General features: G+C 74.7%; 21 protein-coding genes. 12 read left to right on the top strand and 9 right to left on the bottom strand.

The features are described from left to right. Positions 1-47: 47 nt before the first annotated feature. From ACQFYA_RS09750 to ACQFYA_RS09740, 3 genes are all read right to left on the bottom strand, one after another. Positions 48-1,232: an SPFH domain-containing protein gene (locus tag ACQFYA_RS09750; protein ID WP_499123519.1), complete on the bottom strand. Its 1,185-nt coding sequence runs from the start codon at positions 1,230-1,232 to the stop codon at positions 48-50. A gap of 72 nt (positions 1,233-1,304) precedes the next feature. Then, a complete protein-coding gene (locus ACQFYA_RS09745; RefSeq protein WP_499123516.1) occupies positions 1,305-1,784 on the bottom strand; it encodes an NfeD family protein in 480 nt (159 codons plus the stop codon). 94 nt (positions 1,785-1,878) lie between these two features. Further along, positions 1,879-2,676, bottom strand: a complete 798-nt coding sequence (locus tag ACQFYA_RS09740; RefSeq protein WP_499123514.1) for an ABC transporter ATP-binding protein — start codon at positions 2,674-2,676, stop codon at positions 1,879-1,881. 88 nt (positions 2,677-2,764) lie between these two features. Here ACQFYA_RS09740 and ACQFYA_RS09735 point away from each other — a divergent pair, with 88 nt between their 5' ends. Beyond that, entirely contained in the window at positions 2,765-3,529 is a 765-nt protein-coding gene (locus tag ACQFYA_RS09735; RefSeq protein WP_499123511.1) for an Rv1486c family protein, read from the top strand. 60 nt (positions 3,530-3,589) lie between these two features. Here ACQFYA_RS09735 and glgA read toward each other — a convergent pair whose 3' ends face one another. Next, complete coding sequence (gene glgA / locus ACQFYA_RS09730; protein WP_499123509.1) at positions 3,590-4,897, bottom strand: glycogen synthase; 1,308 nt, start codon at positions 4,895-4,897, stop codon at positions 3,590-3,592. Between the two features lie 124 nt (positions 4,898-5,021). Between glgA and glgC the strand changes: the two genes are divergently transcribed. The 4 genes from glgC to ACQFYA_RS09710 are packed head-to-tail and all read left to right on the top strand — an operon-like array spanning position 5,022 to position 8,996. Beyond that, on the top strand, positions 5,022-6,266 hold the full coding sequence (glgC, locus tag ACQFYA_RS09725; RefSeq protein WP_499123507.1) for a glucose-1-phosphate adenylyltransferase: 1,245 nt from the start codon (positions 5,022-5,024) through the stop codon (positions 6,264-6,266). Then, a complete protein-coding gene (serB, locus tag ACQFYA_RS09720; protein ID WP_499123504.1) occupies positions 6,259-6,984 on the top strand; it encodes a phosphoserine phosphatase SerB in 726 nt (241 codons plus the stop codon). Before glgC ends, serB begins: the two co-directional genes overlap by 8 nt. Before the next feature lie 33 nt (positions 6,985-7,017). Then, the gene (locus ACQFYA_RS09715) at positions 7,018-8,442 is read left to right on the top strand and encodes a purine-cytosine permease family protein (RefSeq protein ID WP_499123501.1); all 1,425 of its coding nucleotides are present in this window, start codon (positions 7,018-7,020) and stop codon (positions 8,440-8,442) included. Then, positions 8,439-8,996, top strand: coding sequence for a cysteine hydrolase family protein (locus ACQFYA_RS09710; protein ID WP_499123499.1), 558 nt, complete (start codon positions 8,439-8,441; stop codon positions 8,994-8,996). The genes ACQFYA_RS09715 and ACQFYA_RS09710 overlap by 4 nt, the downstream gene beginning before the upstream one ends. Before the next feature lie 43 nt (positions 8,997-9,039). On the opposite strand, the gene ACQFYA_RS09705 is transcribed toward ACQFYA_RS09710, so the two are convergent. Genes ACQFYA_RS09705 through fabG form a run of 3 tightly spaced genes read right to left on the bottom strand, consistent with a single transcriptional unit; the run spans position 9,040 to position 11,224 of the window. After that, on the bottom strand, positions 9,040-9,591 hold the full coding sequence (locus ACQFYA_RS09705) for a SixA phosphatase family protein (RefSeq protein ID WP_499123495.1): 552 nt from the start codon (positions 9,589-9,591) through the stop codon (positions 9,040-9,042). 50 nt (positions 9,592-9,641) lie between these two features. Further along, complete coding sequence (gene fabI, locus ACQFYA_RS09700) at positions 9,642-10,406, bottom strand: enoyl-ACP reductase FabI (protein ID WP_499123494.1); 765 nt, start codon at positions 10,404-10,406, stop codon at positions 9,642-9,644. 56 nt (positions 10,407-10,462) lie between these two features. Continuing rightward, positions 10,463-11,224, bottom strand: coding sequence for a 3-oxoacyl-ACP reductase FabG (gene fabG, locus ACQFYA_RS09695; RefSeq protein ID WP_499123491.1), 762 nt, complete (start codon positions 11,222-11,224; stop codon positions 10,463-10,465). A gap of 256 nt (positions 11,225-11,480) precedes the next feature. Between fabG and ACQFYA_RS09690 the strand changes: the two genes are divergently transcribed. Genes ACQFYA_RS09690 through ACQFYA_RS09680 form a run of 3 tightly spaced genes read left to right on the top strand, consistent with a single transcriptional unit; the run spans position 11,481 to position 13,209 of the window. Beyond that, positions 11,481-11,993 (top strand): DUF3099 domain-containing protein, encoded by a 513-nt coding sequence (locus tag ACQFYA_RS09690; protein ID WP_499123489.1) that lies wholly within the window; start codon positions 11,481-11,483, stop codon positions 11,991-11,993. Continuing rightward, positions 11,993-12,229 (top strand): hypothetical protein, encoded by a 237-nt coding sequence (locus ACQFYA_RS09685; protein WP_499123486.1) that lies wholly within the window; start codon positions 11,993-11,995, stop codon positions 12,227-12,229. The genes ACQFYA_RS09690 and ACQFYA_RS09685 overlap by 1 nt, the downstream gene beginning before the upstream one ends. Beyond that, the gene (locus ACQFYA_RS09680; protein WP_499123484.1) at positions 12,226-13,209 is read left to right on the top strand and encodes an SURF1 family cytochrome oxidase biogenesis protein; all 984 of its coding nucleotides are present in this window, start codon (positions 12,226-12,228) and stop codon (positions 13,207-13,209) included. Before ACQFYA_RS09685 ends, ACQFYA_RS09680 begins: the two co-directional genes overlap by 4 nt. Here ACQFYA_RS09680 and ACQFYA_RS09675 read toward each other — a convergent pair. Continuing rightward, on the bottom strand, positions 13,182-14,780 hold the full coding sequence (locus ACQFYA_RS09675) for an ABC-F family ATP-binding cassette domain-containing protein (RefSeq protein ID WP_499123483.1): 1,599 nt from the start codon (positions 14,778-14,780) through the stop codon (positions 13,182-13,184). The two genes, ACQFYA_RS09680 and ACQFYA_RS09675, sit on opposite strands and share 28 nt — an antisense overlap. Positions 14,781-14,887: 107 nt before the next feature. On the opposite strand from ACQFYA_RS09675, the gene ACQFYA_RS09670 reads away from it, so the two are divergent. After that, positions 14,888-16,387: a DUF2809 domain-containing protein gene (locus ACQFYA_RS09670; protein ID WP_499123481.1), complete on the top strand. Its 1,500-nt coding sequence runs from the start codon at positions 14,888-14,890 to the stop codon at positions 16,385-16,387. Positions 16,388-16,400: 13 nt separating this feature from the next. Here the strand turns inward: ACQFYA_RS09670 and ACQFYA_RS09665 are convergent, their stop codons facing one another. Then, a complete protein-coding gene (locus tag ACQFYA_RS09665; protein ID WP_499123479.1) occupies positions 16,401-17,123 on the bottom strand; it encodes a Type 1 glutamine amidotransferase-like domain-containing protein in 723 nt (240 codons plus the stop codon). A 133-nt stretch (positions 17,124-17,256) separates the two neighbouring features. Here ACQFYA_RS09665 and ACQFYA_RS09660 point away from each other — a divergent pair, with 133 nt between their 5' ends. From ACQFYA_RS09660 to ACQFYA_RS09650, 3 genes are all read left to right on the top strand, one after another. Then, entirely contained in the window at positions 17,257-18,162 is a 906-nt protein-coding gene (locus ACQFYA_RS09660) for an ATP-grasp domain-containing protein (RefSeq protein WP_499123476.1), read from the top strand. 3 nt (positions 18,163-18,165) lie between these two features. Continuing rightward, a complete protein-coding gene (locus tag ACQFYA_RS09655) occupies positions 18,166-19,440 on the top strand; it encodes a glycosyltransferase family 2 protein (RefSeq protein ID WP_499123474.1) in 1,275 nt (424 codons plus the stop codon). Positions 19,441-19,517: 77 nt separating this feature from the next. Then, entirely contained in the window at positions 19,518-20,588 is a 1,071-nt protein-coding gene (locus ACQFYA_RS09650) for a hypothetical protein (protein WP_499123472.1), read from the top strand. Position 20,589 lies beyond the last annotated feature (1 nt).

Raw genomic sequence — 20,589 nt, 5'->3', positions numbered from 1 at the left:
CACCCTTCGGGTGACGGCCCTCTCGACCGGGGCGACTCGGCTGCTGCCTACGGCTGCGGCTCGTCCGGCTCGCCGCCGAGCGTGCGCGGCTGCGCGCCCGGCGACGGCGGGGCCGTGGGGCCGTCCGCGGGGCGCTGACCACGCGTCGCGTTCGGGTCGAACGGAGCACCCGACCGCGTGCCCGCGCTCGTCGCGTCCGCCGTGGCCGCCTCGGCCTGGCGACGGGCCTCGGCGAGCGCTTCGCCCGGGTCGGTGAGCGCCGACTCCGGGAAGGCCGTCCGCTGCCGGGGGCCACGCTCGCCCTCGTCCTCCGACGGCGACGTCGGGATGCCGGGTGTGCCCGGCACGCCGCCGAAGCCCTGGGCGATCGAGCCGAGCGCCGCCGTGAACTCGGTCGGCACGACCCACAGCTTGGACGCGGTGCCGTTGGCGATCTGCGGCAGCATCTGCAGGTACTGGTACGCGAGCAGCTTCGGGTCGGCGTCGCCCTGGTGGATCGCGTCGAAGACCTGCAGGATCGCGCGCGCCTCACCCTCGGCCGTGAGGATCGCGGACTGGGCGTTGCCCTCTGCGCGGAGGATCTGGGACTGCTTCTCACCCTCGGCCGTCAGGATCTGCGACTGCTTCACGCCCTCCGCCGTGAGGATGGTGGCACGCCGGTCGCGCTCCGCTCGCATCTGCTGCTCCATCGCGCCCTGCACGCTGGCGGGCGGCTCGATGGACTTCAGCTCGACACGGTTGACGCGCACGCCCCAGCGCCCGGTCGCCTCGTCGAGGACGCCGCGCAGCTGGCCGTTGATCTGGTCACGGCTGGTGAGCGTCTGCTCGAGGTCCATCGAGCCGACGACGTTACGCAGCGTGGTGACGGTGAGCTGCTCGATACCGGTGATGTAGTTGGCGATCTCGTAGACGGCCGACTTGGGCTCGGTCACCTGGAAGTAGATGACCGTGTCGATGCTCACCACGAGGTTGTCGCTCGTGATCACCGGCTGCGGCGCGAACGAGACGACCTGCTCGCGCAGGTCGACGCCGGCGCGCACGCGGTCGATGAACGGCACGAGCCAGTGCAGCCCCGGCTCGAACGTGTGCCGGTAGCGGCCCAGGCGCTCGATGATGAGCGCCGTCGCCTGCGGCACCACCCGCACCATCTTGAACAGCGCCACGACCACGAAGATCACGAGCGCGAGAATCACGATCCACAGCACGATGGTGCCGGCATTGGGGTCGGACACGTGGGTCCCTTTCTGTCGACGTCAACAGGACTGCCGGCGGGCCGGCAGGGTGGTGCGCCGCGCGAACGCGGGTCAGACGGTGTGCTCGGGTTGGGAGTGCGACGACGGGACGGGCTCGACCACCGCCGTCGCGCCCTCGATGCGCACGACGCGCAGCTCGGCGCCCGCCGGCACCCGCACCGTCGAGTTCGGCACGCCGTCGTCGACCAGCCGCGCGCTCCAGACCTCGCCCGCCAGCTTCACGCGCCCGCCGGACTCGGTGATCTCGGTGAGCGCCTGGGCCGGGCGCCCCACGTGGGCCGCGACGTTCGTCTCCATGAGCGGCACCCGCTGCTTGAGGTGCTGCAGCAGCCACGGGCGCAGCACGAGGATGAGCAGCAGCGCGGCCACGCACGCGACCACGAACTGGAGCCACACAGGCCCGCCCGCGGCGGCGGTCACCGCGCCGGCGACGGCGCCCCCGGCCAGCATGATGAAGACGAGGTCCAGCGAGAGCATCTCGATCGCTGCGAGCACCAGCGCCGCACCGACCCACCACAGCCAGGAATCCATGGTCACCTCCGCCACGCCCTGCGCCGGGACCGGAATGCCGCGGCCACAGGGTTTTGCACAGACTTTACCAAGATTTCCCCGGGCCAGGGAACGGTCAGCGACCCGCGGGTCGCGCGGCGCGCGCGAGCCAGCGACCGCCGCCGTGGGCCACCATCAGCGGCGTCCCGAAGGCCTGGGAGAGGTTGTCCGCGGTGAGCACCTCGTGGATCGGGCCGGCGGCCTGGATGCCGCCGCGGCGCATGAGCATCAGGTGCGTGAAGCCCGGCGGGATCTCCTCGACGTGGTGCGTCACGAGCACCAGGACGGGCGACGCCGGGTCGGCCGCGAGCTCGGAGAGCGCCGCGACGAGCTCCTCGCGCCCGGCGAGGTCGAGGCCCGCCGCGGGCTCGTCGAGCAGCAGGATCTCGGGGTCGGTCATGAGGGCACGGGCGATCTGGACCCGCTTGCGCTCGCCCTCGGACAGGGTGCCGTAGTAGCGGTCCGACAGGTCCGCGACATCGAACGCCGCGAGCAGGTCCTTGGCGCGCTGCTCGTCGAACTCCTCGTAGGTCTCCTGCCAGCGGCCGGTGACCCCGTAGGCGGCCGTCAGCACGACGTCGCGCACGGTCTCGTGCCCCGGGATGCGGTCCGCGAGCGCGGCGGAGGCGAAGCCGATCCGCGGGCGCAGCTCGAAGACGTCCACCCGGCCCAGCCGCTCCCCCAGGAGCTCGGCCGACCCGGCGGTCGGGTGCGACCGCGCGGCGAGGATCTGCAGCATCGTGGTCTTGCCGGCCCCGTTGGGGCCCAGGACCACCCAGCGCTCGCCCTCGTTCACCTGCCAGTCCACGCCGTCGAGGATGGTGGTGGTGCCGCGTCGTACGGTGACGCCCTGCAGGTCGAGAACCGCGCTCATGAGGCCCGACCCTACCCGAGCGCCGCTCTCCGTCCGGACGATCGCCTCGCCCTGCGGACGCGCTTCCCGGACGTCTACTGTGAGCCCCGTGGAGACCGACCCGAACACTCTGCCGCGCAGCGTCGTGCTCGCGCTCTGGCTGCAGACGGCCGGTGCCGCGCCCGGCATCGTGGTGCGCAGCGTGCAGGGCGACGACGAGCCGCACGGCGTCGTCGGGCTCCCCGGGGCGGACGACGCCGGTCTGCGCGACCTCGTCACCCGGTGGCTCGAGGGTCCGCGCGAGGTGTGCGCCCTGCTGCCAGCCCCGGGCGACCTCGCCGGCGTGCCGGCGGCCGTGAGCACCGAGGCCGCCGAAGCCGGCGAGTGCGTGATGGTGACCACGGGGGCGGGCTCGTGGGCCGCCGTGCCCGCGGTCACCGCGTTCGGCAGCGCGCTCGAGCCCGGGCACCTCGTCGCGTGGCAGGTGCAACCGGTGCCGGCGTGGTCCACGCTCGTCGCGGGCACGCTCGGTTCCCTGGCCGACGCCGAGCGCGAGCTGCGCACGTGCCTCGTCACCGCGACCGACGCCCTCGACGCCCTCGACGTGGCCCGCTGGCGCGACGACGCCGCCGACGCGATCGAGCGGCTCCGCGGCGGCACCACCGACGGCTGGCCCGTCCCCCGCCTCGACGGGCGGCGGGCGCGGGTGCTGCAGCTCGCGACGCGCCTGCTGGCGATCGTCGACCTCGCGACCGTCGACGAGGGCGGCGCCGTCAACGTCTGGCAGTCGGACCAGCGGGCCACCGCGCTGCGCGAGGTCGAGCGCACCGCCCGGCGCGCGCTGAGCGCGGCGACCTACGGCGCGGTCGACTGACGCCCCGGCCGACGCCCCGGCCGACGCCCTGGCCGACACCTGTGGCCCGACCCGGCGCGCTCAGCCGGCGGCGACGCCCCGGTACACCTCGAGGGTGCGCTCCCCCACGGCCTCCCAGGAGAACAGCTCCTCGGCCCGGCGGCGGCCCGCCGCGCCCATCGCCGCCGCTCGTGCGGGGTCGTCGAGCACCCGCTGGAGCGCGGCCGCCAGGTCCGTCACGAACCGCTCGGGGTCCAGGGGCGTGCCCGTGCCGTCGTCGGCCTGCTCGATCGGCACCAGCGCCCCGGTGACGCCGTCGTCGACCACCTCGGGGATGCCGCCGGTCGCCGTGCCCACCACGGGCAGGCCGACGGCCATCGCCTCCAGGTTGACGATGCCGAGCGGCTCGTACACCGAGGGGCACACGAAGACGGTGCTCGCCGCGAGCACCGCGATCAGGTCGGGGCGCGGCAGCATCTGCTCGATCCAGACGACGCCCGCCTCGGCACCGGTGCCGCCCGGGCCCGCCTCGCCGGTCCCGCCACGGGCGCGGCGCAGGTCGGTGACCAGGCCCCGCACCTCGGCGAGCAGCTCGGCCGTGTCGGGGGCGCCCGCGCAGAGCACGACCTGCACCTCGCGCGGGAGCCGCGCCGCGGCACGCAGGAGGTAGGGCAGGCCCTTCTGCCGCGTGATCCGCCCCACGAAGACGACGGCCGGGCGCTCCGGGTCGATGCCGAGGTCGCGCACCACCCGCTCGGCCTCCGGGTCGCCGTCGGCGGGGCGCCGCCAGCCGGCGAGGTCGATCCCGTTGTGCACGACGTGCACCCGCGCCGGGTCCAGCTCCGGGTAGACGCGCAGGATGTCCGCGCGCATGCCCGCCGAGACCGCGATCACGCCCGCCGCGCCCAGGTAGGCGGTGCGTTCCGCCCACGACGACAGCGCGTACCCGCCGCCGAGCTGCTCCGCCTTCCACGGGCGCAGGGGCTCCAGGGAGTGCGCCGTCACGACGTGCGGCACGCCGTGCAGCAGCCCGCCGACGTGCCCGGCCAGGTTGGCGTACCAGGTGTGGGAGTGCAGCACGTCCGCGCCCGCCACGTCCTGCGCCATCGCCAGGTCCACGCCGAACGTGCCCAGCGCCGGGTTGGCGCCCGCGAGCTCGGCGGGCGCGTCGTACCCGGTCACTCCCGCCTCGGCCTCGTCCGCCGGGCGCGGCCCGTCGAAGCAGCGCACCCGCACGTCGAGGTGCCGCCGCAGCACGGCGGCCAGCTCCGCCACGTGCACTCCGGCGCCCCCGTAGACGTGCGGCGGGTACTCGCGGGTCAGGAGGTCGACTCTCGTCGGGGCGGGGCCGGTCGGGAAGCCCTGCTCGGGGCTCTGGGGCGTGCTCACGCGGCCAACCTAGCGGCGACGCGAGCCGGTCGCGGACCGAGGCTCGCGCCCCTGCCCGGACCGGCCGGGAACTCGTGGGGCGGGTCGCGGGCGCGGCGGCCCACGACCCCCTAGGGTCGGGGGCATGGCGTCGACCCAGCCCCGCGTCCTCGCGATCGTCCTCGCCGGGGGCGAGGGCAAGCGCCTCATGCCGCTCACCGCGCACCGCGCCAAGCCGGCCGTCCCCTTCGGGGGCATCTACCGGCTCGTCGACTTCGCGCTCTCCAACGTCATCAACTCGCACTACCTGCACGTCATCGTGCTCACCCAGTACAAGTCGCACTCGCTGGACCGGCACATCTCCAAGACATGGCGCATGTCCTCGCTGCTCGGCAACTACGTGTCGTCGGTGCCCGCGCAGCAGCGGGTGGGCAAGCACTGGTACCTCGGCTCGGCGGACGCGATCTACCAGTGCCTCAACATCATCGAGGACGAGCGGCCCGACATCGTCGTGGTCGTCGGCGCGGACCACGTGTACCGGATGGACTTCTCCCAGATGGTCGAGTCGCACGTCCAGTCCGGGGCCCGCGCCACGGTGGCGGCCATCCGCCAGCCGATCGCGATGGCGGACCAGTTCGGGGTCATCGAGGTCGACCGCGAGGACCCGACGCGGATCATCGATTTCCTGGAGAAGCCGGAGAGCCCGGTGGGGCTGCCCGACTCCCCCACCGAGGTGCTGGCCTCGATGGGCAACTACGTGTTCGACGCCGACGCCCTCGTCGAGGCGGTCACCAAGGACTCGGCCGACCCGGACTCGCGGCACGACATGGGCGGCGACATCATCCCCGCGTTCGTGGCCCAGGGCACCGCCGGCGTGTACGACTTCATCCGCAACGACATCCCCGGCTCCACGGACCGCGACCGGGACTACTGGCGCGACGTCGGCACGATCGACGCCTACTTCGAGGCGAACACCGACCTCATCGCCGTGCAGCCCGTGTTCAACCTGTACAACCAGGACTGGCCGCTGCTCACGGGGTACACGGGCCTGCCGCCGGCGAAGTTCGTGCACGCCGGCCCCGGCCGCCTCGGGCACGCCGCCGACTCGATCGTCTCGCCTGGTGTGCTGATCTCCGGGGCGACCGTCGCAGGGTCCATCCTGTCCCCGGGCGCGCACCTGCACTCCTGGGCCACCGTGACCGACGCCGTCGTGATGGACGACGTCCAGGTGGAGCGGCACGCCCAGGTCCACCGCGCCATCCTCGACAAGAACGTGGTGGTGACCGAACGGGCTCGGGTCGGCGTCGACCACGAGGAGGACCGGGCCCGCGGGTTCACCGTCTCGGAGTCGGGGATCACCGTCGTCCCGAAGGGCTCCGTCGTTGCTTGATCCCGCTCCCCGCACCGCACCCGTCACCGTCCCCGACGACGAGGGCCGGCGGCGCCTCGTCGTGACCGACGTCGACTCGACCTTCATCACCGCCGAGGTGATCGAGCTCCTCGCCGACCACGCCGGCACGCGCGCACAGGTCGCCGAGGTGACCGAGCGCGCCATGCGCGGCGAGCTCGACTTCGCCGGCTCGCTGCGCGAGCGCGTCGCCACGCTCCGCGGGGTGCCGGTCGAGGCGCTCACGGCCGTGCGCGAGGCCGTCGTCCTCACGCCGGGCGCGGCCGACCTCGTCAGCGAGGTGCACCGGAGGGGCTGGGAGTTCGGCCTCGTCTCGGGCGGCTTCGCCGAGATCCTCGCCCCGCTCGCCACCGCGCTCGGCATCGGGCGCTGGCGCGCCAACCACCTCGAGGTCGCCGACGGCGTCCTCACCGGCCGCACCGTCGGCCCCGTCGTCGACCGCGCCGACAAGGCCGCCACCCTGCGCCGCTGGGCGCGCGAGTGCGGCCTCGAGATGGTCGACACCGTCGCCGTCGGCGACGGCGCGAACGACCTCGACATGATCGACGCGGCCGGCATCGGCATCGCGTTCGCGGCCAAGCCGCTCGTGCGCGCGCAGGCGCCGTTCAGCGTGGACGGCCCCCGGCTCGACTCCGTCCTCGACGTCATCGACGAGGTGGACGCCGCCGCCGGCCGGGCACCCGCCACCCCGCACCCGTAGCGCCGCGCGCCCGGCAGGGCCAGGATCGGACCCATGGCGACGACGGTCGAGACGAACGCGCTCAACACCATCGACGAGTCCGAGCGGCACGGGCGCCCGCGCGACCTGTTCTGGCCGTGGTTCGCGGCCAACGTGTCCGTGCTGGGCCTCGGCTACGGCGCGTACCTGCTCGCGTTCGGCGTCTCCTTCTGGCAGGCCGTGGTGGTGGGCCTGGTCGGCATCGTCGCGTCGTTCCTGTGCTGCGGGTTCATCTCCCTCGCGGGGCGGCGCGGCTCGGCGCCGACCATGGTGCTGAGCCGGGCCGCGTTCGGCGTCGACGGCAACCGGCTGCCGTCGCTCCTGTCGTGGATCCTCACCGTGGGCTGGGAGACCGTGCTGGTCGCCCTCGCGACCCTCGCCACCGCCACGGTGCTCGACACCCTCGGCTGGGGCGGCGGCACCGTGACCCAGGTCGTCACGCTGGCCGTGGTGGCGCTGGTCGTGGTGACCGCCGGGATCTTCGGGTTCCAGCTGGTGATGCGGCTGCAGCAGGTCATCACCGTGCTGACGGCCGTGCTCACGGTGGTGTACGTGGTGCTCGTCGCGGGCCACGTCGACTGGGCGACGGTCGCGGCGATCCCGCCCGGGCAGGCGCCGCAGGTGATCGGCGGCCTGGTCTTCATGATGACCGGCTTCGGCCTCGGCTGGGTGAACATGGCGGCCGACTACTCCCGCTACCTGCCGCGCACCGCGTCCGGGCCCGGCGTCGTCGGCTGGACGACGTTCGGCGCCTCGTTGCCGCCCGTGCTGCTCCTGGTCGCCGGGATGCTGCTCGCCGGCTCCGACCCCGCCCTCGCGGACGCCATCGGCGCCGACCCGATCGGCGCGCTGGCGGTACTGCTCCCCGACTGGTTCCTCGTCCCGTTCATCGTCGTCGCGCTCGCCGGGCTGATCGGGGGCGCCGCGCTCGACATCTACTCCTCGGGCCTCGCGCTCCTGTCGCTGGGGCTGCCCGCCCCGCGCTGGGTGGCCGCGGCGATCGACGGCGTCCTCATGGTGCTCGGCGCCGTCTACGTCGTCTTCGTCGCCGACGACTTCTTCGGCCCGTTCCAGGGCTTCCTCATCACGCTCGGCGTCCCGATCGCGGCGTGGTGCGGGGTGCTGCTCGCCGACATCGCGCTGCGCCGCCGGGACTACGCGGACGCCGAGCTGGGCGACCGGCGCGGCCGGTACGGCAGCGTGCGCTGGTCGGCCGTCGGTCTCGTCGTGGCGGGCACCGCGATCGGCTGGGGCCTCGTGACCAACACGTACGCCGGGTGGCTGTCGTGGCAGGGCTACCTGCTGGGGCCGCTGGGCCTCGGCGGGCGGGACGGACAGTGGGCGGGCGCCAACCTCGGCGTGCTCGTGGCGCTCGCGCTCGGGCTGCTCGGCACGTTCGTCCTGTCCGCCCGGGCCGTGCGCCGCCAGGAGGCCGCATGAGCCGCCCGGCGGGCGGCGCCGCGCTGGTCGTCGTGGACATGCAGGCGGTCTTCGCGCGGCCGGACAGCCCGTGGGCGTCGCCCGGCTTCGGGGCCGCGGCCGACGGCGTGCGGCGGCTGCTGCCAGCCTTCGCCGGCCGCACCGCGTGGACGCGCTACGTGGCCCCCGCGACGCCGGAGGGGGCGTGGCGGGAGTACTTCGCGCAATGGCCGTTCGCCCTCGTGCCCGCCGACGACCCGCTGTACGCGTTCGCCGACGGCCTGGACCCGGCGGAGGCCCCGGTCGTGACCGCCACGACGTTCGGCAAGTGGGGACCGGATCTGGACGCGGCGACCGGGCACGCCGCGGAGCTGGTGGTGGCCGGGGTCTCCACCGACTGCTGCGTGCTGTCCACCGTGCTCGCCGCCGCGGACGCCGGCCGGCGGGTGCGGGTCGCGGCGGACGCGTGCGCGGGGGCGAGCCCCGAGGACCACGCGCGGGCCCTGGACGCGATGCGGCTCTACGCGCCGCTCGTCGACGTCACGACCGTCGGCGACGTGCTCGGCGGGTCCTGACCGGGCGCAGGCGCGCCCGGAAGACCCACGGGACGGCCGTCGATCAGGACGGGCGGCCGACGTGCACGAGCCGGGCGGAGCCGCGGCCCCAGTCGGCCCAGGGGTGCTCGGCCGACTCCAGCACGGAGTACGTGGCCGTCGGCACGCCGACGCGCACCTGGGCGAGCGCCGCGGGCTCGGAGCCGTCGGCGGCGAGGTAGGCCGCCGTCGCGGCCATCGTCGGCTCGTGCCCGATGACGAGCACGGTGCGCGTCGACGCCTCGACCCCCCGCAGGAGGCCGAGGACGTCGCGCACGCTCGCCTCGTAGAGCTCGTCGCGCACCTCGAGGGCGGTCCCGGAGGAGCCCTCCAGGTGGGCGGAGGCCAGGTCCCACGTCTGCCGGGTGCGCACGGCGGAGGACACGAGCGCGACCTGCGGCAGCAGGCCGGCGGCCGTGAGCGCCATCCCGACGCGGCCGGCCTGCTTGCGCCCGTTCAGCGCCAGCGGACGCCGGTCGTCGGGCAGCACGCCCTTGCCGGGCTCCGCCTTGGCGTGGCGCAGCAGCACCAGCCGCCAGGTCGGCGCCTCGCCCTCGGCCTGCGTTACCGCTCTCATGGGCTCCGTCTCACAGGTCGTTCCGGGGGTCGCTCCGGGCGTCGGACCCGTCACTGACCCATCGCGTGCACACCACCGTCGACGTGGACGATCTCACCGGTCGTGGCGGGGAACCAGTCCGAGAGCAGCGCCACGACGGCGCGCGCAGCCGGCTCCGCCGTCGTCTGGTCCCACCCGAGCGGGGCCCGCTGCGGCCAGGCGTCCTCCATGGTCGCGAACCCCGGGATGGACTTCGCGGCCGTGGTGCGGATCGGCCCGGCGGAGACGAGGTTACACCGGATGCCGTGCGGCCCGAGGTCCCGCGCCAGGTACCGGTTGGCCGACTCCAGGCCGGCCTTCGCCACGCCCATCCAGTCGTAGACGGGCCAGGCGAACGTCGCGTCGAAGGTGAGCCCCACGTAGGCGCCGCCCGACATCAGCGGGCGGGCCGCCTCGATGAGCGACTTGTACGAGTAGGTGGACACCTGCAGCGCCGTCGCGACGTCGCCCCACTCGGCGGACAGGAAGTTGCCGCCCATCACGGACTGCGGGGCGAAGCCGATGGAGTGCACCACGCCGTCGATGCCGTCCACGTGCTCCTTCACCCGCGCCGGGAGGGCCGCGAGGTCCTCCTCGCTCGTCACGTCGAGCTCGACCACGGGCGCCGCGACCGGCAGACGCTTGGCGAAGGCCTGCGTCAGCTTCATCTGGCGGCCGAAGGAGGTCAGGACGACCTCGGCGCCCTCCTCCTGGGCGAGGCGGGCCGCGTGGAACGCGATCGAGCTGTCCGTGAGGACGCCGGTGATGAGGAGCTTCTTGCCGTCGAGCAGAGCCATGATGACCTTCCGGTTGTGCTGAGGTTGAGCGTAGCGAGGGTGGGGTCGGCGACCCGTCAGTGCCCCATGCCGAGGCCGCCGTCGACGGGGATGACGGCGCCGGAGACGTAGGCCGCGGCGTCCGAGGCGAGGAACTCGACGACGCCGGCCACCTCCTCGGTCGCGGCGAACCGGCCTGCGGGGATGCTGGCCTTGTACTGCTTCTGGGTCGCCTCGGGCAGGGCTGCCGTCATGTCCGTCTCGACGAAGCCCGGAGCGACGACGTTCGCGGTGATGCCGCGGCCGCCGAGCTCGCGGGTGATCGACCGGGCCATGCCGACGAGGGCGGCCTTGGACGACGAGTAGTTGACCTGCCCGGGCCCGCCGTACAGGCCCACGACCGAGCCGACGAGGACGATGCGGCCCTTGCGGGCGCGGATCATGCCCTTGGACGCGCGGCGGACGCAGCGGAACGTGCCGGTGAGGTTCACGTCCAGCACGGTCTCGAACTCCTCGTCGCTCATGCGCATGAGGAGCTGGTCGCGCGTGACGCCCGCGTTGGCCACGAGCACCACGACCGGGCCGAGCTCCGACTCGATGCTCGCGAACGCGGCGTCGACGGCCGTGCTGTCGGTGACGTCGGCGACGAAGCCGTGCACCCCGGCGGGCAGGTCGCCGCCGCGGTAGAGCGTGGCGACCGTGTCCCCGGCCGCGACGAAGCGCTCGGCGATCGTGCGACCGATGCCGCGGGCGGCGCCGGTGACGACGACGACCCGGCCCGTGGGGGCGGCACCGGCGGCGGTCTCCGCGGTGGGCTGAGAGGCGGGGGCGTCGGTCACGGGGTCTCCTCGGCGGTCGCGATCAGGGTCGTCTGCGTGTCGTGCTGGCGGTCGTGCCGGCTGCGGTGCGGCTGTCGTGCGGGTCTTTCGCGCGACGGCCGGGCGGCGGCCGACGCCCAGGTGACGCTACCCCGACGGGGCGGCCGTGCAGGGTCGCGGCGCGTCACACGTCGTCGCGGCGGTTTGTCGGATCCCTACAACTCGGGGCCCGCGGGGGCCGGTCCTGGCCCCCTGGGTGCCGCCGTAGACTGGCCGGGTGAGCAACGCCCGCGCGACCTCGCCCGGTCCGCGCCCCTCCGGGAACCGCCGCCAGCCGGCGGGCCACGGTGCCGAGGTCCCCTCCATCACCAGCGCCCCGGAGCCGCTGGAGGAGGACCAGGCGCGCCGCACCCGGCGCTACCTCGTGCAGATGGGCATCCGGATCGTCTGCTTCCTCGGCGCCATCGTCGTGGACGTCGGCTGGGTGCGCTGGACCCTCGTGGTCGCGGCCGTCGTGCTGCCGTACTCCGCGGTGCTGTTCGCCAACGCCGGGCGCGACCGCGTGTCCTACGACACCTCGCCGATGACCGCCGTCCCCGAGGTCCCCCCGGCGGCGCTCCCCGCGCCCGACCCCGCCCGGCCCGAGTCCTACGACGCCGGCGGCCACCGCGTCGTCGAGCACCGGGACGACGCGCCGGACCCGCCCGAGGACACGCCCGAGGACACGCCCGAGGACATGCCCGGCACGACCGACCACCCGACCGACGAGACCCGTGGAGAAGATCGCTGATGGACGTGCTCGGGACGGGCGCCGACCCGGTGGCGGGAGAGCTCGTCTGCTCCGCCAAGGGCTGCCGCGCGGAGGCCGCGTGGGGGCTGCTGTGGAACAACCCGCGGCTGCACACGCCCGAACGCCGCAAGGTCTGGCTGGCGTGCGACGACCACCGCGAGCACCTCGAGCAGTTCCTCGGGGCCCGCTCGTTCTGGAAGCAGACCGTCCCCGTCACGGAGCTCGACCGCGCGTGACCACGACTCCTGCGCCCCCGGCCCCCGCCGCCCCGCGCACCCTCCGGCAGTGGATCGTCCTCGGCCTCGGCGCCGTGCTGCTGGCCGCGCTGTGCATCCTCGCCGCCGTCTGGCAGTGGCACCGGTACACCTGGCGCGAGGCCCAGATCGACCTGGTGAAGGACAACTACGCGAGCGCGCCCGCGTCCCTCGACCAGCTGCTGCCCGAGGCGGGCGCGGACCTCGACCCGGGCGACGAGTGGCGCCCCGCGGTGGCCACCGGCACGTACCGGCCCGAGGACACCGTGCTGCTGCGCAACCGGCCCGTCGGCGGCGAGCCCGGCTTCCACGTGCTGGTGCCGTTCGAGACCACCGGGGCCGACGGTCAGCCGTTCGTCATCGTCGTCGACCGGGGCTTCGTGCCGCTCGGCCAGGACGCGAGCAGCCCGTCGTCCGTCCCCGACCCCCCGAGCGGCCCGGTCGAGGTGACGATGACGATGCGACCCGACGAGCCGACGTCCGACCGCGGGACCCCCGCGCACCAGGTCCAGGCCATCAACACGGATCAGGTGCTCGCCGCCGGGCCGGACGGCGCGGCCTGGGCCGAGGGCGAGACGGTCGGCGGCTACGGGCAGCTGCGCAGCGAGGACCCGGCGGCCGCCACGACCCCGGGGGCGCTGGAGCAGCCCGACACCGACCCCGGCTCGCACCTCAGCTACACGGTGCAGTGGTGCATCTTCGCGCTGGGCGCGCTGGGCGGCTACGTGATGCTGTGGCGCCGCGAGACCCGTCCCGTGCGCGTCACGGCCGGCGACCTCCTCGCCGCGTACGACGGCCCCGACCCGGACGGGTCAGGGAGCGCCGGGAGCGCGGTGCGTCCCGTCCGCCCGCGCCGGCGGAAGGTGGACGAGGACTACGAGGACGCCCTGCTCGACGCCGCCGAGCAGGACACCGCCGAGCAGGCCCGCGGGCCTCAGGCGAGGGACACCAGCTCCGCGTAGTCCGCGGACCACAGGTCCTCGTCGCCGTCCGGCAGCAGCAGCACGCGGTCCGGCTGGAGCGCCTCGACGGCGCCGTCGTCGTGGGTGACCATCACGACGGCGCCCTCGTAGGTGTTGAGCGCACCGAGGATCTCCGCGCGCGAGGCCGGGTCGAGGTTGTTCGTCGGCTCGTCCAGCAGGAGCACGTTCGCGCTGGACACGACGAGCGTGGCGAGCGCGAGCCGCGTCTTCTCCCCGCCCGAGAGCACCTTCGTGGGCTTGTCGGCGTCGTCCCCCGAGAAGAGGAACGACCCCAGCACCGAGCGCACCTGCGTGTCCGTGAGGTCGGGGGCGGAGTGCCGCAGGTTCTCGACCACGGTGACGTCCATGTCCAGGGTGTCGTGCTCCTGGGCGTAGTAGCCGATCTTGAGCCCGTGCCCGGGCACGACCCGGCCGGTGTCCGACGCCTCCACGCCCGCGAGGATGCGCAGCAGCGTCGTCTTGCCTGCGCCGTTGAAGCCGAGCACGACCACCCTCGAGCCGCGGTCGATCGCGAGGTCCACGCCGGCGAAGACCTCCTGCGAGCCGTAGCTCTTGGACAGCTCCTCGGCGGTGAGCGGCGTGCGGCCGCACGCGGCGGGCTTCGGGAAGCGCAGGTGCGCCACCTTGTCCGCGCGACGCTCTCCCTCCACGCCCGCGAGCATGCGCTCGGCGCGCTTCATCATGTTCTGCGCCGCCGTGGCCTTGGTGGCCTTGGCGCGCATCTTGTCGGCCTGCGCCAGCAGCGCGCCGGCCTTCTTCTCGGCGTTGGCGCGCTCGCGGCGGCGGCGGCGCTCGTCCTGCTCGCGCTGCTCGATGTAGGCGTCCCAGCCGAGGTTGTACTGGTCGAGCTCGCCGCGGTTGGCGTCCAGGTGGAACACCTTGTTCACCGTGGCGCGCAGGAGCTCGACGTCGTGGCTGATCACGACGAAGCCGCCGCTGTAGGTCTTGAGGTAGTCGCGGAGCCAGAGGATCGAGTCGGCGTCGAGGTGGTTGGTGGGCTCGTCCAGCAGCAGCGTGTCCACGCCGGAGAACAGGATCCGGGCCAGCTCGACCCGCCGGCGCTGACCACCCGAGAGGGTGTGCAGCGGCTGCCCGAGCACCCGGTCGTCCAGGCCGAGGTTGCTGGTGATGCGGTGCGCCTCGGACTCGGCCGAGTAGCCGCCCGCCGCGAGGAACCGCGCCTCGAGCTTCGGGTACCGCTCCAGCGCCGCGGCCTGCGTGTCCGGGTCGGCCGAGGCCATCAGGCCCTCGGTCTCGCGCATCTGCGCCACGACGTGGTCGAGGCCCCGGGCGCTGAGCACGCGGTCCATCGCGACGACGTCGAGGTCGCCGGTGCGCGGGTCCTGCGGCAGGTAGCCGATGTCGGTGCCCCGGGTGATCTGCCCCGCCGCGGGCAGGGTCTCCCCCGCGAGCGTCTTCGTGAGCGTCGTCTTGCCCGCGCCGTTGCGGCCGACGAGGCCGATGCGGTCGCCCGGGGCGATGCGGAACGTCGCCTCGTGCAGCAGGGTCCGGGCGCCGAAGCGCAGCTCGACGCCGTGGGCGGTGATCAAGGCAGGGGTGTCCTTCGAGAGATCGGTGGGGGGCCTCGGCGAGTCTAGTGCGCCGGGCGTCGTCGCACGACGACTTACGTCACACCTCCGGTCGGTACAGTTCGCGCGTGACCCACGCCCCCCGCCCGACGACGGCGCTCCTCGCCGTCGTCGTGCTCCTCGCCGGCCTCGCCGGCCGGATGCTGCTGCCCCCCGCGGTCGGGGGCCCGGTGGGCGACGCGCTGTACGCCACGCTGGTCGTCCTGCTCATCGCCCTGGTCCGTGCGCGCACGCGACCCGTCGTCGCCGCGGCGGTCGGCCTCGCCCTGTGCGCGGCGGTCGAGGCGGCGCAGCTCACCGGCGTCCCCGCCGCGGTGGTGGAGCGCGTGCCCGTCGCGCGGTTCGTGCTCGGCACGACGTTCGTGCCCGCCGACCTCGCCTGGTACGCCGCCGGCGCGGCGGCGGGCGGGATGCTCCTCGCCCTGGTCGCGCCCCGGACCCTGCGGGTCGACGGGCTGCTGCGGCACGTGCGCGACGACGACGCGACCGCGCCGCGCCGCCGGCGTCCCCGCGCGGCGGTCGTCGTGCCGGTCGTGGTGCTCGTGCTGCTCGCGGCCGCGGGCGGCGGCCTCGCCTGGGTGCTGCGCCAGGAGTCGGGCGCGCTGACCACGCAGGTCGCGGCCGCGCAGGAGACGCTCGACGACTCCGCGGACCGGGTCGCCGACGACGCGGTCCGGCCCGCCCTGGCCGCGTCGATCGACCGGGCCGAGGCCGTGCTGGCGGCGACGCCACTGCTCGAGCGGCGCCCCGGCGACGCCGACGACGCGCGCCGGCAGCTCGAGCAGGACGCCGCAGCGGTGCAGAGGTCGCGCCTGGAGCTCGCCCGCACCGAGGTGTCCGAGGCGCGCGACGACCTCGACCCCACGACGTCCCGGGCCGAGCAGGTGCTCGCCGCGGTCGACGGCCTCGACGCCGACGGCACGGCGGCCGGCGACGCGGTCCGGTCCGCCGCGAGCGCCGCGCTGGACGACGCCGAGGACGCGCTGGCCCGGACCACGGACGACCGGCTCGACGGGGCCGACGCGCCCGAAGTGGAGGCGGCCACCGCGGCCCTGGGCGCGCGACGCGACGCGCTGGACTCCGCCACGACCGACCTCATGACCGCGCAGGACGCCGTCCTGTGCCCCGAGCCGGACCAGGTGTGGTTCCCCGTGACGGGGCGGCTCGCCGACGACGAGCTCGCGGCACTTCCCTGGGCGCCCGGCTACTCCGTCCGCGCCGACCTCCTCGACGGGCTCGTCGCGCTCGACGACGCCTACCGTGCCGAGTTCGGCGAGCACCTCACGGTCAACTCCGCCTACCGCAGCCACGCCCAGCAGGTCGCGGTGTACGACCCCGAGCACCCGAACCCCCTCGCGGCGCCGCCCGGGTGCTCCAACCACGGCCTCGGCACCGCCGTCGACATCAGCGTCGGGCCTGCCGGCTTCGACAGCGCCACGTACGCCTGGCTGACGGCGCACGCCGAGAAGTTCGGCTGGACGCACCCCGACTGGGCGGAACCGGACGGCCGCCTGCCGGAGCCGTGGCACTGGCAGTCCGTCGAGACGCCGGTCGACTACGGGTCGTGACGCCCCGGTGGGGTCAGGAACCCGGGAGCCGGCGGACGTCGAACGCGGTCTCGACCGCGGTCCCGCCGTCCCGCTCGACCCGCAGCACCGGGCGCCCCGGGCGCTCGCACACGGCCTCGACGGGCACACCGTCCACGAACCGCAGGGCCGCGTGGTCGTCGACGGCGTACCCGCCGGGCAGCGCCCCGGAGGCCACCCAGCCCCGGTAGGCGTCCCTCCGGGCGGCCTCGCCCAGGTAGTGCGGGCAGGCGCTGCCCGGCAGGAGCCCGAGCCCGTCGTCGAGCGGCGCGAGCGGCCCGAACGAGTCCGTCGACGAGGCGTCGAACCAGCAGTTCATGCCCGCGCTGATGCCCGCCAGGACGGTGCCCTGCGCCGCGGCCCTCGCCAGCAGGTCCGGCAGTCCGTGCCGCCGCCAGACGACGAGCAGGTTCGCCGTCGAGCCCCCGCCGACGTACACGACGTCCTGCTCCAGCAGCATCTGCGGGTCGGTGTACCCCCACGGCTCGCGGCAGAACAGCGACAGCACCGAGGTCCGGGCGCGCCCCGCGAACGCGTCCTCGAACCGCCGCGCGTACCCGAGGTCGTCGCCGCTCGCGGTCGGGACGAAGCACACCCGCGGGTTCTCCGTGCCGGTGAGGTCCAGGAGGTGGTCGTCGAGGGCCGAGGACCCGTCGTCGGACATCGAGAAGCCGCCCCCGCCGAGCGCGAGCACCGTACCGATCATCTGCGCCGCCATGGGCGCCACCCTAGAGAGCGCTCCCGCCCGCGCGCCCGTCATTTCCCGCGCGGCCCACCGCGACGCCCCGTCCGCGCGCACCTTCTGAACGCTTCCCGGTGCATCCCGGCAGGCCGGACCCTACGATCCGATCATGGGCGACCCGCCGGACCTGCACACGATCCTCGTGACCGGGGCGGCCGGACCGGCGGGACGGACCCTCGGCGCGCAGCTCGCCCGCCGGCCCGATGCCGGCCGCCGGCACGTCGTGGGCGTGGACCTCTCCCCCGTCCCGGACCCCGGCTTCGCCGCGGTCGAGCACGTCCCTGCCGCCGTCGACCCCGCCTACGAGGCGGCGACGCTCGAGCTGCTGGCACGGCACCGCCCCCGCCTCCTCGTGCCGACCGTCTCCGACGAGCTGCCCCGGCTCGCGGTGCTCGCGCGCGCCGCCGGGCTCGGGGACGCGGTCGTCCTCTCCGCGCCCGGGCCGACCGCCGTCGCCGACGACAAGCTCCTGACCATGTGGGCGCTGGACCGCCTCGGGGTCGCGGTGCCCCGGCACGCCCCCGCCGGCGCCCTGGCCTCCGCGGCCGAGGCCCTCGCGTGGGGCGACGGTCCCGTCGTCGTCAAGCCCCGCGTCGCGCGCGGGGGCCGCGGCGTGCACGTCGTGGAGGACGCCAACGACCCGGTCTGGACCGGGCTCGACGCGTCCTGGGTGGTGCAGGCCTTCGCGCCGGGCGTCGAGTACAGCCCCCAGGTCTACCGGTCGCCCACGGACGGGCGGTGCATCGTCGTTGTGCTCGAGAAGACCGGCCGCAAGGAGGGCCGGGTCGGCAACGCCACCACCGTCGTGCGGCTCCCGGACGGCGCCGTGCCCGACGTCGCGGAGCTGGCCGCGCGGGCCGCGGAGGCGCTCGACCTCGTCGGCCCGCTCGACATGGACGTTCGCCGGCTCGCCGACGGCACGCCGGTGCTGCTCGAGGTCAACGCCCGGTTCGGGGCCGTGTCCGCCGGGGCGCCCGAGCTGCTGGACGCCGTCCTCGGCCGCTGGCCGGGCTGAGCCGTGAGCTCCGTCCTCGACGCGTTCGTCCTCGTCCTCGGCACGTCGCTCCTGGTCGTCGGCGTGCTCCGGCTCGCGTTCGTCCCCGCCTCGCTCGTCTTCGAGGCCCGGCGGCGCCGCGACGACCCCGGCCCCGCCGGCTGCGGCCCGCAGTTCGCCGAGGCGCCCCTGGTGAGCGTCGTCGTGCCCGCCTTCGACGAGGCGGTGGTGATCGAGAACTGCGTGCGTTCGGTCCTGCGTAGCGAGCATCCCGCCCTGGAGGTGGTGTGCGTCGACGACGGCTCCTCGGACGACACGTTCGTCCGGATGCAGGAGCTGGCCGCCGAGCACCCGCAGGTGCGGGCGCTGCGGCAGGACAACGCCGGCAAGGGCGCCGCGCTCAACACCGGCATCGCCGCGGCGCGGGGCGACGTCCTCGTGCTCGTCGACGCCGACGGCCTGTTCCGACCCGACACCGTCACGCGGCTGCTGCGCGGCTTCCGCGACGACCGGGTCGGCGCCGTCTGCGGCAACGACCGCCCGGTGAACCTCGACCGCGTGCTCACCCGGCTCCTGTCGCTGATCAGCCACGTCGGGACCGGACTCATGCGCCGCGCGCTGGACGTGCTGGGCTGCCTGCCCGTCGTGTCGGGCAACATCGGCGCGTTCCGGCGCGACGTCCTCGAGGACGTCGGCCCGTTGCACACCGACACGCTCGGCGAGGACATGGAGCTGACCTGGCGCGTGCACCGCGCGGGATACCGGGTCACCTTCGCCCCGGACGCGCTCGTGTACGCGGAGTCCCCGTCGACGGTCCGGGGGCTGTGGCGCCAGCGGGTCCGGTGGGCGCGCGGGCTGCTGCAGGTGACGGCGCTGCACCGGTCGATGATCGGCAACCCCCGGTACGGCGCGTTCGGCCCCTACCTCGTCTACAACACGGCGGCGCAGGTCGTCGCGCCGTTCGCCCAGGTGCTGGCCATGGTGGTGCTCGCGACCCTGCTGGTCGTCGACGGGGGCGCCTGGGTGCCGACGTCCTGGTGGGGCTGGATCCTGTTCGTCGGCCTGCCGCTCTCGTTCGTGCTGCTGCTCCTGGCGGTGCTCCTCGACCGGGCCCCCGGCGACCTCCGACAGCTGTGGACCGTGCCCCTGTGGCCGGTCTACGCGACGATGATGACCTTCGTCGTGCTCGACGCCGCCCGGCTCGAGCTCGGGAACGCGGAGAACCGATGGAACAAGCTGGACCGCAGCGGGACGGTGTCGGTGCGCGGCCTCGTCGACGACGATGGCCCTGGATCCTGACGGTCGCGCTCGCGCTCGGCGCCACGGTCGGCGCGACAGTGCTCGTCGCGCGCCCCTGGGAAGAGGTCCCGCCCACGATGCGTCCCACGGTCGTCCCGGACGAGGAGCGCTCCGTCAGCGTCGACTTCGGCGTCGTCACCGACCCGGGCACGGACTGGGCGGCGGTCGACCGGCACCTCGACGCCGCGGCTGCGAACGGCGTCGAGCTCAACGCGGGCCGGGTCGAGTTCACGGCGTTCGACTGGCCGGCGCACCCCGACGTCGCGGCCGAGCCCGGCACCGACCACCTCTCTCGCGCGGCCCGCGCCCTGCACGAGTCCGCGGACGGCACCACCCGGCAGGTCGGTCTCATCGTCGACGCGTACGTGCCCGAGTGGATCAAGGCGGACCCCGCCGTGGCGGGCGTCTCCGCCGACGGGCGCCGGTCGCCCTACCAGGCGTCGGCCTCCGAGCTCGCCCACGGGGACGTCGGCGACCGGCTCGTCGAGTACGTCGCCGCCCTCGGCGAGCGCTACGACCCGAGCCGCATCGCCGTCACGGAGCTCTTCCTCGACCAGTACAGCTTCGGCGCCGACGACCTCGACCTGTACCGCGCGATGACGGGCGCCGACGACTGGCCGCGCGACGCCGACGGCGAGATCGACGAGTCCGCGCGCGAGCTCGGCGCCTGGCGCTCGGAGGTGATCGCGGACCTGCTCACACGGATGCGCACGGCGCTCGACGGCGTGCGGGGCGGCGAGGGCACGCAGATCGAGCTCGCGATGGACGTCCGCGTCGACTGGGACGACCCGGCCGCGGGGGCGCCGTCGAGCGGGCACGACTACGAAATCCTCCTGGGGGCCGCCGACCGGCTCGTCGTCTGGGCGTACGTCGGCCCGCGGGACCACTCGCCCGCGGAGGTCGAGGGGCTGACCGCCGACCTCGAGGAGGCGGGCTTCGACATGTCGCGTCTCACGATGTCGGTCGGCCTGTGGGCGGGGTCGGCGGACGCCGACCCGCCCGAGGTGATCTCTCCCGAGCTCATGGTGGAGACGCTCGGGGCCGCAGCCACGCACGGGGTCACGGACGTCAACGTCACGCCGCTCTCGCACCTGTCCGACACCCACTGGGAGGCACTGGAGTCGGCGTGGGGCGCCGGCTCCTCCTGAG

This window comes from Promicromonospora sp. Marseille-Q5078, assembly GCF_050315395.1.
GTDB lineage: Bacteria > Actinomycetota > Actinomycetes > Actinomycetales > Cellulomonadaceae > Isoptericola.
Note: the sequence above shows the minus strand (reverse complement) of the source record. Positions and strands in the feature narration are given on the sequence as shown.

Excerpts from the sequence above, each read along its gene's own strand:
- ACQFYA_RS09745 (WP_499123516.1), bottom strand. The coding sequence starts at position 1,784 with ATGGATTCCTGGCTGTGGTGGGTCGGTGCGGCGCTGGTGCTCGCAGCG.
- ACQFYA_RS09740 (WP_499123514.1), bottom strand. The coding sequence starts at position 2,676 with ATGAGCGCGGTTCTCGACCTGCAGGGCGTCACCGTACGACGCGGCACC.
- glgC (WP_499123507.1), top strand. The coding sequence starts at position 5,022 with ATGGCGTCGACCCAGCCCCGCGTCCTCGCGATCGTCCTCGCCGGGGGC.
- ACQFYA_RS09715 (WP_499123501.1), top strand. The coding sequence starts at position 7,018 with ATGGCGACGACGGTCGAGACGAACGCGCTCAACACCATCGACGAGTCC.
- ACQFYA_RS09710 (WP_499123499.1), top strand. The coding sequence starts at position 8,439 with ATGAGCCGCCCGGCGGGCGGCGCCGCGCTGGTCGTCGTGGACATGCAG.
- ACQFYA_RS09705 (WP_499123495.1), bottom strand. The coding sequence starts at position 9,591 with ATGAGAGCGGTAACGCAGGCCGAGGGCGAGGCGCCGACCTGGCGGCTG.
- fabI (WP_499123494.1), bottom strand. The coding sequence starts at position 10,406 with ATGGCTCTGCTCGACGGCAAGAAGCTCCTCATCACCGGCGTCCTCACG.
- ACQFYA_RS09685 (WP_499123486.1), top strand. The coding sequence starts at position 11,993 with ATGGACGTGCTCGGGACGGGCGCCGACCCGGTGGCGGGAGAGCTCGTC.
- ACQFYA_RS09665 (WP_499123479.1), bottom strand. The coding sequence starts at position 17,123 with ATGGCGGCGCAGATGATCGGTACGGTGCTCGCGCTCGGCGGGGGCGGC.
- ACQFYA_RS09660 (WP_499123476.1), top strand. The coding sequence starts at position 17,257 with ATGGGCGACCCGCCGGACCTGCACACGATCCTCGTGACCGGGGCGGCC.
- ACQFYA_RS09650 (WP_499123472.1), top strand. The coding sequence starts at position 19,518 with ATGCGTCCCACGGTCGTCCCGGACGAGGAGCGCTCCGTCAGCGTCGAC.